Raw genomic sequence first — 17,989 nt, 5'->3', positions numbered from 1 at the left:
AAAAATTATCGCCCTCACATGAATGAGGGCGTGGTGAATTTATTTAGAAAATGCTTTTTTTATATTGATTAAATCGGTACGCATTTGCTCAATACCACCAGCAGCTAAATAGGCCGCACTGCTTAAATAAACAATTTGCCCGTTTTTCCAGGCTTTAGTTTGGTGCACAAGTTCATTATCTAAAATTTCTTGTGCTGTTTTACCTTCTTCACCAATAGCAGCCGTGCGGTCAAGAACAAATAACCAGTCAGGATTGATTTTTTGTAAAAATTCGTGCGAAATTGGTTCACCATGGTTTGTGCCTTTTTTATGTACATCGGCTTTTGCAAGTGGAATACCAAGTGCTGAGTGTACCCAACCTAAACGCCCTTTGTCACCAAATGCTGACATTTTTCCACCGTTAACAATGATAATCAAGCCGTTACCTTTACCTTTAACTGCGGCTTGAGTTTCTTTTAATAACGTTTCAATTTCAGTTTTATATTCGTTAGCTTTATCTTGCTTAGCAAATAATTTGCCTAAGCTGTCTAGATTTGCTAAACCGGCTTCAATTGTATTCAATTTAGGATTTGGCGTTAAATCAATGGCATTTGCAACCGTTTTCACATCATCTAATTTTTTGGCAGAGCGAGTAGCAACAATGATTAAATCTGGTTTTAAGCTGTTTAATGTTTCTAGATTAGGTTCAAAAACCGTACCGATATTGGTTGCTTGCGCTACTGCAGGTTTTAAGTATGGTAATGTTTTAGCAACATCAGGCGCACCAGCTACTTTGATTCCTAAATGTTGTAAAATATCAATGGTTGCTGCATCAAAAACTGCGACTTTGTGAGGCGTTTGTGTAAAGGTGACTTCTCCGCGAGCGGTTGGAATTGTCACATCTTTTGCAAATGCTGAGGTAGTTAATGCGGCTGCAAGAGTTAAAGTAAAGAATGCTTTTTTTAACATAGATCCTTCCTGTTTAAAAGTAGAGCTGTAAGTGAAAATTATTCTCAATGATTTTAACTGTATTTTCAATGATGTAAAGAGACTTTCATCAATAATCTGCTTGAATTTGATTAAAAATTGCAAATTTCAATTTAGATGAATTTCCGTTAAACTAATCTTTTATATCATTTGTCACGTAGAGTTTTAATAAAATGGCTGAGTACACTCCATCAAACAAAGAAAACGCAAGAGATAAACAAATCGAGCAAATTGCTATTTCACCTCATTCTATTGAGGCAGAGCAGGCAGTATTAGGTGGTATTATGCTAAGCAATGACCATTGGGATAATGTTGTCGAGCGTGTACAACCGACAGATTTTTATAACTATGCGCATCGGACTATTTTTGAGCAAATGGTGGAGTTGGTGCGTAATAATCAGCCGATTGATATCATCACCTTAGACCAAGCCTTAAAAGATAAAGGGGTACTACAGGACGTTGGTGGCTTCGCTTATTTAGCCGAACTCTCCAAAAATACTCCAAGTGCAGCCAATATTCTTGCTTATGCAGATATTGTGCGTGACCGTTCCGATTTGCGTGGTGTGATTACGGCAGGTAATCAAATTGCTGAGATGGCATATCATACGAAAGGCAGAAATGCGAAAGAAGTCTTAGATGAAGCGGAACGTATCGTATTTGAAATTGCCGAAAAACGTAATACCAGCAATGAAGGCCCGCAAAAAATTGATGACATCTTAATTAACACGCTTGCTCGTATTGAGATGCTTTCAAAAAACCGTAGCAATGGCGGGGTAACGGGGGTTTCAACTGGTTTCATCGATTTAAACAAAAAAACTGCAGGTTTGCAGCCATCGGATTTAATTATCGTTGCGGCACGTCCGTCTATGGGTAAAACCACTTTTGCAATGAACTTATGCGAAAATGCCTCGTTAGTAGATGTGGAAGATCCGAATGATTTAGATGAATACGGTAATCCTCGTAAAAAACCGGCAAAACCAGTATTGATTTTCAGCCTTGAAATGCCGGCAGACCAAATTATGATGCGTATGCTTGCTTCGCTTTCTCGCGTAGATCAAACCAAGATTCGAACCGGACAGATTCATGACGATGAAGATTGGGCGAAAATATCCAGCACGATGGCAATTTTGCAAGAGCGCAAAAATATCTATATCGATGATAGCTCAGGCTTAACACCGACAGAATTACGTTCGCGTGCAAGACGAGTGTATCGTGAGAATGGCGGGTTAAGTATGATCATGGTGGATTATTTGCAGTTAATGCGTGCGCCGGCGTTTTCTGATAACCGAACCCTTGAAATTGCAGAGATTTCCCGTTCTTTGAAAGCGTTAGCGAAAGAATTACAAGTGCCGGTGGTGGCGCTTTCGCAGTTAAACCGAAGCTTGGAACAACGTGCTGATAAACGTCCGGTAAACTCGGACTTACGTGAATCCGGCTCTATTGAGCAAGATGCAGACTTAATTATGTTTATTTATCGTGATGAGGTGTATAACGATAATTCTGATTTAAAAGGGATTGCCGAAATTATTATCGGTAAGCAGCGTAATGGTCCGATTGGACGAGTTCGTTTAACTTTCCAAGGTCAATATTCAAGATTTGATAACTATACAGGCGGAGCCTATGACGATGAGTACTAATCTTTGTGCAATTTATAAAAGCCCGAAAAGAGAAGAAATGTTTCTTTATGTGGCAAAACGCGATCAATTTGATAGCGTACCGGAGGAATTACGCCAAATGTTTGGTAAGCCACAATTTGTGATGCTATTTAATTTAAATGGTGAAAAGCAACTCAAGCGGTCAAAAAACGAAGAAGTTTTGCAAGCGATTCAAACACAAGGCTTTTTCTTACAAATGCCACCGCCACCAGAGAATTTGTTAAAAACATTTCTTGAACAAAATAGAGGAGAAACGTAATGCGTTGTCCGTTTTGTGCTGCAGAAGATACAAAAGTTGTTGATTCACGTTTAGCTGCAGATGGTTACCAAATTCGCCGTCGTCGTGAATGTATTAGCTGCAAAGAGCGTTTTACGACTTTTGAATCGGCTGAATTGGTTGTGCCTTATATTGTGAAAAATAACGGTAACCGAGTGCCGTTTGATGTGAATAAGTTACGAGTCAGTCTAAGCCGTGCGTTAGAAAAGCGTCCGGTAAGTGCCGATGATCTTGAACAAGCAATCAGCAAAATTATTATTCAGCTACAATCGACCGGCGAACGAGAAGTCCCAAGTAAATTGGTGGGGAATCTCGCGATGGATGCCTTAAAACAGTTGGATAAAGTCGCTTATATTCGCTTTGCTTCGGTTTACCTTAGCTTTGATGATATTGAAGAGTTTACCCAAGAAATTGAAAAACTCAGAGAGTAATAAAAATGCCACAATATTTGTTGTGGCATTTTTTATGGCATGAGTACAAGCGGTCGAATTTGTAAAAAATTTTGCAAATTTAACCGCTTGTTTAGTTGGGATTATTCGAATAAACCTGCGTGCAGTGAACGAACCACTTCATCCGCTTCTTCATTTTTCACGAGAGTACATACGTTATTTGTGCTTGCACCGTAGCTAATTAAACGGATATTGAAGTTTTCAATCGTATGGAATAATTGTTTCGCCACACCTGCTTGGGTATGTAAGTTGTTACCGATAATCGCAACAAGCGCTAGATCGTTTTCCACTTGTACGTGGCAATAAGCGTTTAATTCATCCAGAAGCTCTTTGGATAACATATCTGCGCCTGATGATGCCGAACCGGTTTTATCTAAAGTTAATGCAACGCTTACTTCAGATGTTGTAATCACATCTACTGAAATTTTGTGTTTTGCAAGAATTGCAAACACGTTAGCTAAAAAGCCTTGAGCGTGGAGCATTGAAAGGCTAGAAAGCGTTAATAAAGTTTGGTTACGACGTAACGCAATTGCACGGAAAGTCGGGCGAGGTTGTGGATCACGCGTTACCCAAGTACCGCCTTGTTCCGGCGCTTTGCTTGAACCGACATATACCGGAATGTTGCTACGCACAGCCGGTAATAAAGTTGCAGGGTGTAATACTTTAGCTCCAAAAGTTGCCATTTCCGCCGCTTCATTAAAGGCCATCGTATCAATGCGTTGTGCATTTGGTACGACACGTGGGTCAGTTGTGTAAATACCCGGTACGTCCGTCCAAATTAAAACATCATTGGCATTTAGTACTTCCGCTAATAATGCTGCTGAGTAGTCTGAACCGCCACGACCTAGTGTGGTTGTTTTACCTTCATCATCTCGACCGATAAAGCCTTGGGTGATCACGACGTTACCTGCAGCGATTAATGGCTTAATTACTTCGTCAGATTGTTGTTGAGTCTTCTCATCATTTGGTACAGCCTTGCCATAATTACTATTTGTTGCTACAACGTCACGCACGTCCACCCATACTGCCGGGAAATTACGTTCTTTTAATAATTGAGTGAAAATTTTGGTCGACATTATTTCACCGTGACAAATTAATTCATCGGTTAAAGCATTAGATGTCGCAAGGCTTGCAGATTCCGCTAATGCGCTGATATGTTGTAATAATTCGTCGATTTCAGCAGAAATTTCGCTTTGGTTTTGTAATTTTTCAATAATGTTATATTGAATTGTACGCACTGCATTTAAAATTTCGTCACGGCGTTCTTTTTCGCAACCGTTTGCCAATTCTATTAAATAATTAGTTACGCCCGCAGATGCAGAAAGTACCACAACACGTGTATTAGCGTCCGCTGTTACGATGTTTGCACAAGAAGTCATTGCTTCAAAATTAGCTACGCTAGTGCCACCAAATTTAGCAACCGAAAGATGAGACATAATAAGAATTTCCTATAAATCAAAAAATAATAGATGACGTTGTGTAGTGGATATTCGAAAGGAAATTTGAGTAGATTAGGCGGTTTGATTTAGGAACCAATTAATCAGAGCACTCCATTTAAACTTGTGTTAAATGACAGCTGATAGGATTCAACCTGACTCAGCCGATGTTCATTCCAGTCTAGTGAATTCACACCTCGGCAAGCACTCCCATCATTTAATCCTCAAACGGCCCTAGTTGCCTTGGATTAAACTGCCTGAGTGTTGCGCCTCTCCCGCAATGAATAAATTCATTACTTCTTTTCAATTCTGAAAAGCCTGTATAGAAATACCTTTTTATTAAAGTGGTGTCAAATGATATTTATTGCGAATGGAAGGAATGATTAAGGAATGGGCTAATTTAAGGATTATTTCAGATAAAAATAAAAGAGGTCAGATCTTTAAACTTAATTTGTAAAAACTTAAGTGGATCTGACCGCTTTCGGGGAGATTAATTATTTCTCGTCTTTTACCAGAGCAGCACTTTTATGTGCAGCCATTTTTTGACGAATTTCACGGCGTTGTTTTGATAGTTCCGCATTGCGAATCATGTAATCATCAACACGATTTTCGTAGTCGTCACGCATATTAGCGATAATTGCTCGGATCTCTTCAACGGTCATTGAATCATTGATGTATTGATTTAAGTTATCTAATAACAATACACGTTTTTGGTTATCACGGATTTTACGATCATTATCCGCTGTTTCACGATGTAATTTATTTTTTAAACGATAAAGATGAACATAATCCAACATATCTTGGAATGCTTGTTTTTTTACATCAGCCATTTGAGAGTCCTCTTGGTTAGTGAAAATAAATCTGTATAAATCCTAGACCTTTTAAACAAATTCGTCAAAATGTTTCTCAAGGGTTTGTTTATTTGCATAAATAAACATCAAATTTTTTAAAATAATGAAGAATTTGTCGATAGATTTGTATTAAAAGTGATAAAATCTTGATATTTATTCGCACGGTTTATAAGGATATTTTATGTCATCTTCAATGCAATCGCCAGTTAAACAGTCTGTGCCTAGAGAATTTGCCGCTATTGATTTGGGCTCGAACAGCTTTCATATGATTGTTGCGCGCATTGTAAATGGCTCGATCCAAATACTTTCGCGTTTGAAACGTCGAGTGCGTTTGGCGGACGGTTTAGATGAACACCGAATCTTGAGCCAAGAGGCTATTACGAGAGGCGTGGAATGTTTAGCGTTATTTGCAGACCGTTTACAAGGTTTTTCGGTGGAAAATGTGAAAGTGGTCGGAACTTATACCTTGCGCCGGGCGATCAATAACGATGAGTTTTTAAAACAAGCGGCGCAAGTGTTTCCTTACCCGATTCAAATTATTTCCGGGCAAGAAGAAGCACGTTTGATCTATTCCGGTGTGAGTCATACTCAGCCGGAAAAAGGCCGAAAATTAGTGGTTGATATTGGCGGCGGCTCAACGGAAATGACGATCGGTGATGATTTCACTCCATTAAGAGCGGAAAGCCGTCATATGGGTTGTGTAAGCTTCGCTAACAGCTTTTTCCCTCATGGCGAACTGACGATTGAGCGCTTTGATAATGCTTACCAAACAGCGATGGAGAAAATTGAAGATCTTGCGTGGGAATATCGTCAGTTAGGCTGGCAGAATGTGCTGGGATCTTCGGGTACGATTAAAACCGTACAAAAAGTGTTGATTGCCAACGGGTATCGAGACGGGTTAATTACGGAAGAAAGATTGCAAAATTTAATCGATATTTGCTTGCAATTTAATTCATTAAACGAGATCCACTTAAAAGGTTTAATTGAAGAACGAGCGGATGTACTGATTCCAGGTTTAGCGATTTTATTAGCGCTATTTCATACCTTTAGAATTGAATCGATGCGTTATTCAAACGGGGCGATTCGTGAAGGCGTTATGTATAGCTTAGAAAAGAGCTTCCAAGTTAGGGATATTCGCCAAAGAACGGCAGAAGCACTGGCAGAGCAATTTAACATTGATCAACAACAAGCCAATAGAGTGGAACACACGGCACTGATGCTATTTGAGCAAGTTAAAAGTTGGCGCAATCGCCGCCAAGTTGCCGAGCTATGTAGTATATTGAAATGGGCGAGTTTACTGCATGAAATCGGTATCGTGATTAATCATAATAGTGTACATCGTCATTCCGCTTATATTATTGCACATAGCGATTTACCGGGTTTTGATTCTGAGCAACAGTATTTATTGGCGATGTTGATGCGTTTTCATCTAAAGAGCTTCAAACGGAGTGAAATTCGCAGTACTAACCGCTATCAACACCGAGATATTATGACATTATTGCGTTTATTTCGTCTGGCGGTATTGCTTAATCGCCCTCGCCAAGCGACGGTAGAACCGAAATCGGTGAAATTAACGATCAATAATAATGAGTGGTTATTGCAGTTTGAACCCGGCTTTTTGACTCAAAACCCGCTGATTTTAGCTGAGCTGGAAGAAGAACAAAAATGCTTGATACAGCTTGATTTAGTATTAAAAACAGAATAAAAATATGATGAAGGCATAGACATAATAGGGTCTATGCCTTCATTTTTATAAAATTTGATCTAGTTCTCATTTTCTTATTTTCCCGCTTGTTATTTAGCGGATAAATCTTTACTCTATACATACTGGAGTATATCTTCATTTATGGAGTGGCTGTTGAACCAAAGCAGCATTGATAAATTTATTATTGTAAGGGAGCGATATGTTATTAGGTGATTTATCTCAAGCGGACTACGCTAAATCGTTACCGCCTGTATTTGTGCGTTTATGCGAAAAATTGAAGACGTTGGATTTAGTTAATCTTCCGCTAGGTTGGCAAGATCTTGAAGAGGGCGTTCGAATGAACGTGATGGAATTTGAAACCAGTCCGGCTGAAGAAAAGAAAGCGGAAATGCACCGCAAATTTATCGATATTCAATTATTAATTTCCGGCGAAGAAATGATTGAGTATGGCTTAGGCGAACCTAATTTAGCGAAATTTGATGAGTATCGTGACGAAGACGATTATCAGTTAACGGATGCGATTGAGCATAAAAATGAGCTTGTATTACAGCCAAATATGTTTGCCATCTTTTTACCTTATGAACCGCATAAACCGGGCAATGCAGTAAATGGTCAAAATAAATTATTGAAAAAATTAGTTGTTAAAGTCCCTGTCAGTTATTTGTAGGAGGCAGTTATGTCTGCTCGAGGAAAAATATTAGATACTATCGGCGCATTACAAACCAGTTTAACTAAAACAGAGAAGAAAATTGCTTCGGCGATTTTGGCTCAACCGGAGATCCTCAGTCAGAATTCATTATCTGAAGTGGCAAAGCAACTAGATGTTGGTGAAGCGACATTTATCCGATTTTGTCGTACTTTAGGTTTTAAAGGCTATACCGATTTTAAATTGGATTTAGCTATTGAATTGGCGACCCAAGAAAAGCAAAGTAACTCAATTTTTGATACGGATGTTTCGGAAACCGATACGCCGAAAGAAATTGCGATTAAATTGCAAAGTAGCTTGAACAATGTGATTGCCGAAACGATCAATCTACTTGATTTTCAAGAATTAGAAAATGTGGTGAAAGAATTGCAAGAAGCGCATCGCATTTTCTTGTTCGGGGTGGGTTCTTCGGGGTTAACCGCAGAAGATGCAAAACATAAATTGATGCGTATCGGCTTACAGACTGATGCGGTAACCAATAATCACTTTATGTATATGCAAGCCTCATTATTGCGTGAAGGTGATGTGGTGATTGGGATTAGCCATTCGGGTTATTCAGATGAGGTAATTAGTTCGTTGCGTATTGCGCGTAAAAATAATGCGAAAACCGTGGCGATTACTCACCATATTCGTTCACCCATTACCAATGTTGCCGATTATGTATTGATTAACGGCAATCGCCAAGGACATATGCAGGGCGATTCTATCGGCACTAAAATGTCACAATTGTTCGTGTTAGATCTTATCTACGCTTTATTAGTTAAAGCAGAGCCGGAAAAATCAATTCAACAAAAACAAAAAACTTTAGATGTGATTTTGGAACAACGTGTTCACGGCCGATAATTTTTGTTTTATAAGCGGTTAAATTTGCAGAATTTTTTGCAAATTTGACCGCTTTATTTTTTTATCTAAAAAAGTGCTTTCAAAATGACGAATGTTTTCGCTAGAATGATCGAATCCGTTTTAAAGAAACATAAGAGGCAAACACAATGACACAAGTTTATAATTTCAGTGCAGGTCCGGCAATGATGCCAAAAGCCGTGTTAGAACAAGCGCAACAAGAATTGTTAAATTGGCAAAACCAAGGTACTTCGGTAATGGAGGTTAGCCATCGCGGTAAGTTTTTTATGGAACTTGCAACGCAATCTGAGCAAGATTTTCGTGAGATTTATAACATTCCGCAAAATTATAAAATTCTGTTTTTGCAAGGCGGCGCACGTGGGCAATTTGCTGCGGTGCCAATGAACTTAATTGGTGCAAAGGGTAAAGCTCTTTATCTAAATAGCGGTCATTGGTCGGGGATGGCGGCAAAAGAAGCGCGTAATTTCTGTAAAATCGATGAAATTAATATCGTTGAAAAAGATAAAAATGGCGTGATTGCGGTAACCCGTACCGATTTTAGTGATATTGCCGAAAAGTATGATTATGTTCATTATTGCACAAATGAAACGATAACCGGTGTGCAAATTAAACAGATCCCAAATGTGGGTAATGCAGTGTTAGTGGCAGATATGTCGTCTGATATTCTTTCAACGCAAATTGATATCAGCAAATTCGGCTTAATTTACGCAGGTGCGCAAAAAAATCTGGGGCCGGCAGGTATTACGATTGTGATTGTACGTGAAGATCTGATTGGTAAAGCTCGCACGGCAACCCCTTCAATTTGGAATTACGAAACGCAAGTGAATGCTGATTCGATGATTAATACACCGCCTACATTCGCTTGGTATTTATGTTCACTAGTATTTAAACATTTAATTAAAGAGGGCGGTTTAAGTGAGGTTGAAAAACGTAATTCAGCAAAAGCTGAATTGCTCTATAACTACTTGAACAACAGTTCTTTCTATCGCAATTATATTGCGGAAGCGAATCGCTCGGTAATGAATGTGACATTTAGTACAGATAATGATGAATTAAATGCAAAATTTGTAGCAGAAGCGACCGCTTGTGGCTTGCATGCCTTAAAAGGACACAAAGTGTTAGGTGGTATGCGTGCCTCTATCTATAATGCGATGCCGATTGAAGGTGTAGAAGCATTAATCCAATTTATGGATAAATTTGCAAAAGAAAATGCATAATCTTTAAAAAATTACTGAGGCTATCCGATCGGATAGCCTTTTTTATACGGATATGATTTTACGGCAGCGAGCTGAAGAATTAACCATGTATTAATATCTTTCCATCTGTAACGTATTTTTTACTAGCAAAGATTAAAATTCTCTAATACAATCCAACAACAACTCAATAAAAATAATGTTACAGAGGTAAAAATGCAATTTCTCAACATCGCCAATCAGGGCGTGAAATTCCTTTCTCCTTACCAAGCAGGTAAACCGATTGAAGAATTGGAACGTGAGCTTGGTATCAGCAATATCATTAAACTAGCTTCCAATGAAAACCCGTTCGGATTTCCGGAAAGTGCAAAACAAGCGATTATTAATCAATTAAATGATCTTACTCGTTATCCGGATGCAAACGGCTTTGAATTAAAAGCGGCAATTTCAAAAAAATTCGGCGTACAAGCGAATCAAATTACCTTAGGTAACGGTTCAAATGATTTATTGGAGTTATTTGCACATACCTTTGCCGGTGAACAAGATGAAATTATTTATTCTCAATACGCATTTATCGTTTATCCATTAGTCACTAAAGCGATTAATGCAGTGGCTCGTGAAATTCCGGCAAAAAATTGGGGACACGATTTAGAGGCGTTTCTTGCTGCAATCAATGAAAAGACCAAATTGATTTTTATTGCCAATCCGAATAATCCGACCGGCAATTTCTTAACCGAAGCGGAAATTGATGCTTTCTTAGCAAAAGTACCGGCAAATGTGATTGTGGTATTAGATGAAGCATACACCGAATTTACAGATGCTTCCGAGCGTGTTGATTCATTCGGTTTATTGGCAAAATATCCGAATTTAATTGTTTCTCGTTCACTTTCCAAAGCTTATGGACTTGCCGGATTACGTATTGGTTATGCCGTATCTAATGCTGAAATTGCGGATTTACTCAACCGCGTACGCCAACCATTTAACTGTAACAGCCTTGCATTGGCCTCAGCGATTGCGATGATGAATGACGATGCTTTTGTGGAAAAAGTCGCGGAAAATAATCGCCAAGAAATGCAACGTTACGAAACATTCTGCCAAGCACAAGGATTGGACTATATTCCTTCCAAAGGCAACTTTATAACGATTGATTTCAAACGTCCGGCAGCACCGATTTATGAAGCTTTATTGTGTGAAGGCGTAATTGTTCGTCCGATTGCAGGTTATGGTATGCCGAATCATTTACGTATCAGTATCGGTTTACCGCAAGAAAATGACCGCTTGTTTGCCGCATTAGTAAAAGTATTAGGCTAATTTAAGAGAATACAGATGGAAAAAATTACATTAGCACCGATCAGCCGTGTTGAAGGCGAGATTAATTTACCCGGCTCAAAAAGCCTTTCAAATCGAGCGTTATTATTAGCTGCTTTAGCGAAAGGTACGACTAAAGTTACCAATTTATTAGACAGTGATGATATTCGCCATATGTTAAATGCTTTAAAGGCATTAGGCGTGAATTATTCATTATCGGAAGATAAGACCGTTTGTACTGTTGAAGGAATTGGCGGCGCATTTAATTGGCAAAATGGGTTATCGTTATTTTTAGGTAATGCAGGTACGGCAATGCGCCCGTTAACCGCTGCGTTGTGTTTAAAAGGTGCGGCTGAAGCGGAAGTTATTCTAACCGGCGAACCTCGTATGAAAGAACGCCCGATTAAACACTTGGTTGATGCCCTTCGCCAAGTGGGTGCAAGCGTTCAATATTTGGAAAATGAAGGTTATCCGCCGCTAGCTATCCGAAACAGTGGCCTAAAAGGCGGAAAAGTACAAATTGACGGTTCGATTTCCAGCCAATTTTTAACCGCTTTACTGATGGCGGCACCGCTTGCTGAAGGCGATATGGAAATTGAAATTATCGGTGAACTGGTATCAAAACCATATATTGATATTACTTTAGCGATGATGAAAGATTTCGGGGTAAATGTTGAGAACCAAAATTATCAGACCTTTGTGGTAAAAGGTAACCAAAGCTACATTTCGCCGGAGAAATACTTAGTGGAAGGTGACGCGTCATCCGCTTCTTATTTCTTAGCTGCTGGAGCAATTAAAGGTAAAGTGAAGGTAACCGGTATTGGTAAAAATTCGATCCAAGGTGACCGCTTGTTTGCTAATGTGTTGGAAGCAATGGGGGCTAAAATTACTTGGGGTGACGATTTTATCCAAGCGGAGCAAGGCGAGCTTAAAGGTGTAGATATGGATATGAATCATATTCCTGATGCAGCGATGACGATTGCGACTACCGCATTATTTGCTGAAGGGGAAACGGTGATTCGCAATATTTATAACTGGCGTGTCAAAGAAACCGATCGTTTAGCGGCGATGGCAACCGAATTGCACAAAGTAGGTGCAATAGTTGAGGAAGGTAAAGATTTTATTCGTATTCAACCTTTGCCACTCACGCAATTCCAACATGCAGAAATTGCCACTTATAATGATCACCGTATGGCGATGTGTTTCTCGTTGATTGCCTTGTCCGATACACCGGTGACGATTTTAGATCCGAAATGTACGGCGAAAACGTTCCCGACCTATTTCAATGAATTTGAGAAGTTGTCGGAAAGAACATAAAAAGCGATAATAAGCGGTTAAATTTGTAAAAAAATTTGCAAATTTAACCGCTTTTTTATGTGTAAATATAAGTGTTAATTCAATTAAATTGCATAAATATTCATTTCGATATACATTTGTCAGAAACAAAAAATAATGAGGAAGTTATGCGTAACACAGAATTAGTTCAATGGTTTAGACAATCCACGCCTTACGTAAATATGCACAGAGAGAAAACCTTTGTGATTATGTTAGACGGTAATGCGATTGCTCACCCGAATTTTATTAATATTACCAACGATATTGGATTGCTCCATAGCTTAGGCATCAAACTGGTCATCGTGTTTGGTGCTCGTTGCCAAATTGATGAACTACTGGCAAAAAATCAAATAGGTTCTGCTTATCATAATAATATTCGTATAACCGATAGCAAAACATTAGAAGTGGTGAAGCAAGCGGTTGGCGGATTGCATTATGATATTTTTTCTCGTTTGTCGCTGCGTTTACCGAATTCACCGGTATTGAATGTGGTGAGTAGCAATGCAGTATTGGCGCAGCCACTTGGTGTGATTGATGGTGTGGATTACGGTTTAAGCGGCAAGATTCGCCGAATTAATATCGAAGGGATTGAGCAGCAATTAGCACAGGATTCGATAGTGGTTATCGGCCCGATTGCCCCTTCAGTGACAGGTGAAATGTTTAATTTGCCGTTTGAGGAGATTGCAACGCAAATTACAATTAAGTTAAAAGCAGATAAGTTAATCGGCTTTTGTGATCAGCGAGGGATCTTAGATTCGGAAGGTAATGTGTTATCGGATTTACATCCACGTGAAGCTAAACGTTATTTAACGCAATTTATTGAATCCGGGCAATATCACAATTCTGCCGCTCGCTTTTTACAAGCGGCAATTGAAGCCTGCCATGCTGGCATTAAACGTTCGCATTTGCTGAGTTATAAAGAAGACGGTTCATTACTTCAAGAGTTATTCTCTCGTGACGGTATCGGTACGCAGTTATCGGAAGAGAGTTCGGAAAATATTCGTTTGGCTACTTCATTTGATATTCCGAGTTTGTTAAATCTGATTCGACCGCTTGAGGAACAGGGTATTTTAGTAAAACGTTCACGTGAACAGCTGGAAATGGAGATTAGTCATTATACGATTATTGAACGTGACGGTATTGTGATTGCCTGTGCGGCACTGAATCACTATCCGGAAGAAAAAATGGCGGAAATGGCGTGTGTGGCGGTGCATCCTGATTATCGAGATTCATCAAGAGGTGATGTGTTATTAGAGGCGATTAAACGTAGAGCTTATAAATTACAGGTCGAGAAATTGTTTGTATTAACCACTCGCACAACACAGTGGTTCCAAGAGCGAGGCTTTGTGGTATCTGGTACGGAAGATTTACCGAAAGAGAAACGAGAACATTACAATTACCAAAGAATGTCAAAGATTTTGATTTTAGATCTTAATCAATAAGCGATTAAATCTATCACCAATATAATGAAAGTGCGAGAGTTCTTCTCATGCCATTTTATCTCCTCAAAAATGGCAAAGGCACGAGTGAAGGCACTTGCGCCGGCAGGTGTAGATAGCCTCAATTTTGCAAAAAATTATATAAATATGACCGCTTGTTACTTCATTAAATATTGTTGTCTTTCTTGCATTAATTTACTAAGAAATTCAATTAATACTTTTACCTTTGGTGATAAGTAGCGGCGATGCGGATATAAAAGACTAATATCAATCGGATGTTGTTTGTACTGGGGCAAGATCTCGACTAATTGACCAGCACTTAGTTCTTCTTTGGCTAAAAAGAGCGGTAAATTGACAATACCTTGTCCGGCTTTTGCCATTTGTAGCAGTGCATAACCATTATTTGACATGATATGCGGCGTGGGCTTGAATTTTATTTTTTGATCATTCTCTTCAAATAGCCATTGTTGATGGTTTTCATAGAGTAAGCAAGTATGGTGCGCCAGATGTTCCAGCCTTTCGGGTGTGCCGTGTGTGGCTAAATATTCTGGTGATGCAAGCAAAACTAGCTCTGATTGCGCAATACGTTTTGCAACAATTGAACTGTCTTCAAGCAAACCGATTCTTAATACTAAGTCATAGCCTTCTGCGACAACATCAACACGGCGATCACTAAATTCAATATTAAGCTGAATATTGGGATAAGTAGCGATAAATTGACCTAAATAAGGTGCAACAAAGCGCGAACCGAAGTCCATCGGCAGGGAAATTGTGATTTTTCCTTGTAATGTAGAGGTAATATTGCTTACACTATTCTCCGCATCTTTTAATTCGTTCAGAATTGGCAGACAGCGCTGGTAATAAAGTAACCCTGCTTCTGTTGGGGTAATCTTACGAGTTGTACGGTGAAGTAATCTTACATTAAGATGCTCTTCAAGCTGAGCAATAAGTTTGCTTGCCATTGCCAACGAAATTTGTTCAAGCTGAGCGGCTTGAGTGAAACTTTGTGTTTCTATCACTCGGCAAAAAAGATTAATTGCGTTGAGTTTATCCATAATTTCTTTCTCTAGATATTGTCTTTTACTATTAGGCTTGCTATTGTCGGCATATTTTGGTTCAAGTAGCACCAAATATCAACCAGAAAGAAATAAACTATAATATATTTCTTTAATTATTTACATTTTAGGTAGTTATTAATGGGAAAATCATTGGTTATTGTGGAGTCGCCAGCGAAAGCTAAGACGATCAATAAATATTTAGGTAGTGATTATGTAGTGAAATCAAGTGTCGGTCATATTCGTGATTTACCTAAAAGCGGTAGTGAAAGCGAAAAAAACGAGAAAGTAAAACCGATTTCCACCAAAGGCATGACTGCAGAACAAAAAGCAAAATTAAAAGCAGAAAAAGATCGTGCCGCATTAGTTAAGCGTATGGGCATTGATCCTTACCATGACTGGAAAGCGAATTATCAAGTGCTACCGGATAAAGAAAAAGTCGTATCCGAATTAAAGTCCTTAGCAAAAAAAGCTGATCATATTTATCTCGCAACCGACTTGGATAGAGAAGGGGAGGCGATTGCTTGGCATTTACGAGAAGTTATTGGAGGCGATGAGGCTCGTTTCAGCCGAGTAGTGTTTAATGAAATCACCAAAAATGCGATTCAAAAAGCGTTTGAGAAGCCGGATCATTTAAATTTAGACCGTGTAAATGCTCAACAAACACGCCGCTTTTTAGATCGTGTGGTTGGCTTTATGGTATCGCCGTTACTTTGGAAAAAAGTGGCGCGAGGCTTATCTGCAGGGCGTGTACAGTCGGTTGCGGTTAAACTTTTAGTTGAACGTGAACGAGAAATTAAAGCATTCCAACCGGAAGAATATTGGGAGATCTTAGCCAATACGTTGACGGCTAAAGGGAAATTACCGCTAGATTTAATTGGCTATAAAGGTAAAAAATTCTCGGCAAAAAATCAAAAACAAGCAGATGAAGCGGTAAAAGCATTACAAGGTAGTGAATTTATTGTTTCAGAAATTGATAAAAAGCCGACTTCCTCGAAAGCCAGTCCGCCATTTATTACTTCGACATTACAACAAACGGCAAGTACCCGTTTGGGCTTTAGTGTGAAGAAAACTATGATGTTGGCGCAGCGCTTATATGAAGCGGGTTATATTACTTATATGCGTACCGATTCAACCAATTTAAGCCAAGACGCATTAGCGATGGCGCGTGGTTATATTGAAAATCAATTTGGGGTCGAGTACCTACCGGCTAAACCGAATTTCTATTCAAGTAAAGAAGGTGCACAAGAAGCACATGAAGCGATTCGCCCGTCAGATGTAAATGTGAAAATGTCTGATTTAAAAGGTATGGAAAAAGATGCCGGGCGTCTTTATGAACTTATTTGGCGTCGTTTCTTAGCTTGCCAGATGACACCAGCTCGTTATGATTCAACCAGCCTTACTGTTACGGCAGGCGACTATGAATTAAAAGCGAAAGGGCGTGTATTACGTTTTGACGGTTGGACGAAAGCGTTACCGATACAAGGCAAAACCGCTGAAGATCAAGTGTTACCGGAAGTCGCACTCAATGAAAAATTAATGTTAGAAGAAGTGCTACCTAGCCAGCACTTTACTAAACCGCCGGCACGTTTCTCTGAGGCGGCATTAGTCAAAGAATTGGAAAAACGTGGTATCGGCCGTCCGTCCACTTACGCCGCGATTATTTCGACTATTCAAGAGCGTGGTTACGTGCGTACTGAAAATCACCGTTTCTATGCAGAAAAAATGGGTGAAATCGTCACCGATCGTTTAGATGAATCATTTAGCGATCTAATGAATTACGACTTTACCGCCAATATGGAAGAAACGCTCGACCAAATTGCGGAAGGTAATAAAAATTGGAAGGAAGCGCTCAATAATTTCTTCAAGGATTTCTCGGAGCAGCTTACCAAAGCCGAATTAGACGATCTGGAAGGCGGAATGAAGCCGAATAGTCTTGTGCCAACGGAAATTGGCTGTCCGACTTGCGCAAGAAAAATGGCAATTCGCACCGCTTCTACCGGTGTATTCTTAGGCTGTACCGGTTATGCATTACCGCCGAAAGAACGTTGTAAAACCACAATGAATTTGATTCCGGAAGCGGAATTACTCAATGTGTTGGATGAAGAATCAGAAGCGAAAGCATTATTAGCCCGTAAACGTTGTCCGAAATGTGATTCGGCAATGGATAGCTATGTGATTGATCCGCAACGTAAATTACATATTTGTGGTAATAATCCGAATTGCGACGGATATGTGTTAGAACAAGGGACATTCAAAATTAAAGGCTATGATGGTCCGATTGTTGAGTGTGATAAATGCGGTGCAGATATGCATCTCAAACTTGGTCGTTTCGGTAAATATATGGGCTGTACTGCTTGCGATAACACCCGTAAGATTCTGAAAAACGGTGAAGTGGCTCCGCCTCGTGAAGAGCCGACTCATTTCCCGGAGCTCAAATGTGAGAAATCGGATGCGTATTTTGTGTTACGTGATGGCGCAAGCGGTGTATTTATGTCAGCACATAATTTCCCGAAATCACGTGAAACACGTGCGCCGAAAGTTGCCGAATTAGCACAATACCGTGATCGTTTGCCGGAAAAATTACAATATCTTGCTGATGCTCCTCAGCAAGATCCGGAAGGGAATGAAGCGATTATCCGCTTTAGCCGTAAAGAAAAACGTCAATATGTGACTTCTGAAAAAGACGGTAAGGCGACTAAATGGATCGTGGATTACGTGGATGGCAAATGGCTAGAACGTAAAAAATAAAA

At 39.5% G+C, this 17,989-nt stretch carries 15 protein-coding genes and 1 riboswitch; of the genes, 11 read left to right on the top strand and 4 right to left on the bottom strand.

All coding sequences use genetic code 11. The features are described 5' to 3' along the window. Positions 1–39: 39 nt before the first annotated feature. Positions 40–948 (bottom strand): siderophore ABC transporter substrate-binding protein, encoded by a 909-nt coding sequence (locus C228_RS0106955; RefSeq protein WP_018651949.1) that lies wholly within the window; start codon positions 946–948, stop codon positions 40–42. A 191-nt stretch (positions 949–1,139) separates the two neighbouring features. On the opposite strand from C228_RS0106955, the gene C228_RS0106950 reads away from it, so the two are divergent. From C228_RS0106950 to nrdR, 3 genes are read left to right on the top strand one after another with little or no spacing between them, the layout of a single operon-like run. After that, positions 1,140–2,603 (top strand): replicative DNA helicase, encoded by a 1,464-nt coding sequence (locus tag C228_RS0106950; protein WP_018651948.1) that lies wholly within the window; start codon positions 1,140–1,142, stop codon positions 2,601–2,603. Beyond that, positions 2,593–2,880, top strand: a complete 288-nt coding sequence (locus tag C228_RS0106945) for a YcgL domain-containing protein (RefSeq protein ID WP_018651947.1) — start codon at positions 2,593–2,595, stop codon at positions 2,878–2,880. Before C228_RS0106950 ends, C228_RS0106945 begins: the two co-directional genes overlap by 11 nt. Further along, the gene (nrdR, locus tag C228_RS0106940) at positions 2,880–3,329 is read left to right on the top strand and encodes a transcriptional regulator NrdR (protein WP_018651946.1); all 450 of its coding nucleotides are present in this window, start codon (positions 2,880–2,882) and stop codon (positions 3,327–3,329) included. The genes C228_RS0106945 and nrdR overlap by 1 nt, the downstream gene beginning before the upstream one ends. Positions 3,330–3,430: 101 nt before the next feature. On the opposite strand, the gene lysC is transcribed toward nrdR, so the two are convergent. Then, positions 3,431–4,783: a lysine-sensitive aspartokinase 3 gene (gene lysC, locus C228_RS0106935; protein ID WP_018651945.1), complete on the bottom strand. Its 1,353-nt coding sequence runs from the start codon at positions 4,781–4,783 to the stop codon at positions 3,431–3,433. Between the two features lie 99 nt (positions 4,784–4,882). Continuing rightward, a riboswitch (Lysine riboswitch) is annotated at positions 4,883–5,066 on the bottom strand. Between the two features lie 211 nt (positions 5,067–5,277). Then, complete coding sequence (locus tag C228_RS0106930; protein ID WP_018651944.1) at positions 5,278–5,613, bottom strand: DUF496 family protein; 336 nt, start codon at positions 5,611–5,613, stop codon at positions 5,278–5,280. 202 nt (positions 5,614–5,815) lie between these two features. Here C228_RS0106930 and ppx point away from each other — a divergent pair, with 202 nt between their 5' ends. From ppx to argA, 7 genes are all read left to right on the top strand, one after another. Continuing rightward, positions 5,816–7,339 carry an exopolyphosphatase gene (ppx, locus tag C228_RS0106925; protein WP_018651943.1) on the top strand — a complete coding sequence of 508 codons (1,524 nt, stop codon included), beginning with the start codon at positions 5,816–5,818 and terminating at the stop codon, positions 7,337–7,339. Between the two features lie 199 nt (positions 7,340–7,538). Continuing rightward, complete coding sequence (gene nanQ, locus C228_RS0106920; RefSeq protein WP_018651942.1) at positions 7,539–8,006, top strand: N-acetylneuraminate anomerase; 468 nt, start codon at positions 7,539–7,541, stop codon at positions 8,004–8,006. A gap of 9 nt (positions 8,007–8,015) precedes the next feature. Then, positions 8,016–8,888 carry a MurR/RpiR family transcriptional regulator gene (locus tag C228_RS0106915; RefSeq protein WP_018651941.1) on the top strand — a complete coding sequence of 291 codons (873 nt, stop codon included), beginning with the start codon at positions 8,016–8,018 and terminating at the stop codon, positions 8,886–8,888. Positions 8,889–9,034: 146 nt separating this feature from the next. Next, complete coding sequence (gene serC, locus C228_RS0106910; RefSeq protein WP_018651940.1) at positions 9,035–10,123, top strand: 3-phosphoserine/phosphohydroxythreonine transaminase; 1,089 nt, start codon at positions 9,035–9,037, stop codon at positions 10,121–10,123. Between the two features lie 192 nt (positions 10,124–10,315). Further along, positions 10,316–11,410 (top strand): histidinol-phosphate transaminase, encoded by a 1,095-nt coding sequence (gene hisC / locus C228_RS0106905; protein WP_018651939.1) that lies wholly within the window; start codon positions 10,316–10,318, stop codon positions 11,408–11,410. Positions 11,411–11,425: 15 nt separating this feature from the next. Then, positions 11,426–12,724, top strand: coding sequence for a 3-phosphoshikimate 1-carboxyvinyltransferase (gene aroA / locus C228_RS0106900; protein ID WP_018651938.1), 1,299 nt, complete (start codon positions 11,426–11,428; stop codon positions 12,722–12,724). A 146-nt stretch (positions 12,725–12,870) separates the two neighbouring features. Then, positions 12,871–14,184, top strand: a complete 1,314-nt coding sequence (gene argA / locus C228_RS0106895) for an amino-acid N-acetyltransferase (protein ID WP_018651937.1) — start codon at positions 12,871–12,873, stop codon at positions 14,182–14,184. A 155-nt stretch (positions 14,185–14,339) separates the two neighbouring features. Here the strand turns inward: argA and C228_RS0106890 are convergent, their stop codons facing one another. Next, positions 14,340–15,236, bottom strand: a complete 897-nt coding sequence (locus C228_RS0106890) for a LysR family transcriptional regulator (RefSeq protein ID WP_018651936.1) — start codon at positions 15,234–15,236, stop codon at positions 14,340–14,342. A gap of 141 nt (positions 15,237–15,377) precedes the next feature. Between C228_RS0106890 and topA the strand changes: the two genes are divergently transcribed. Further along, positions 15,378–17,987, top strand: a complete 2,610-nt coding sequence (topA, locus tag C228_RS0106885) for a type I DNA topoisomerase (RefSeq protein ID WP_018651935.1) — start codon at positions 15,378–15,380, stop codon at positions 17,985–17,987. Positions 17,988–17,989: the final 2 nt, after the last annotated feature.

It is taken from the genome of Actinobacillus capsulatus DSM 19761 (assembly GCF_000374285.1).
Classification (GTDB): domain Bacteria; phylum Pseudomonadota; class Gammaproteobacteria; order Enterobacterales; family Pasteurellaceae; genus Actinobacillus; species Actinobacillus capsulatus.
This window is presented reverse-complemented; position numbering and strand designations above follow the sequence as displayed.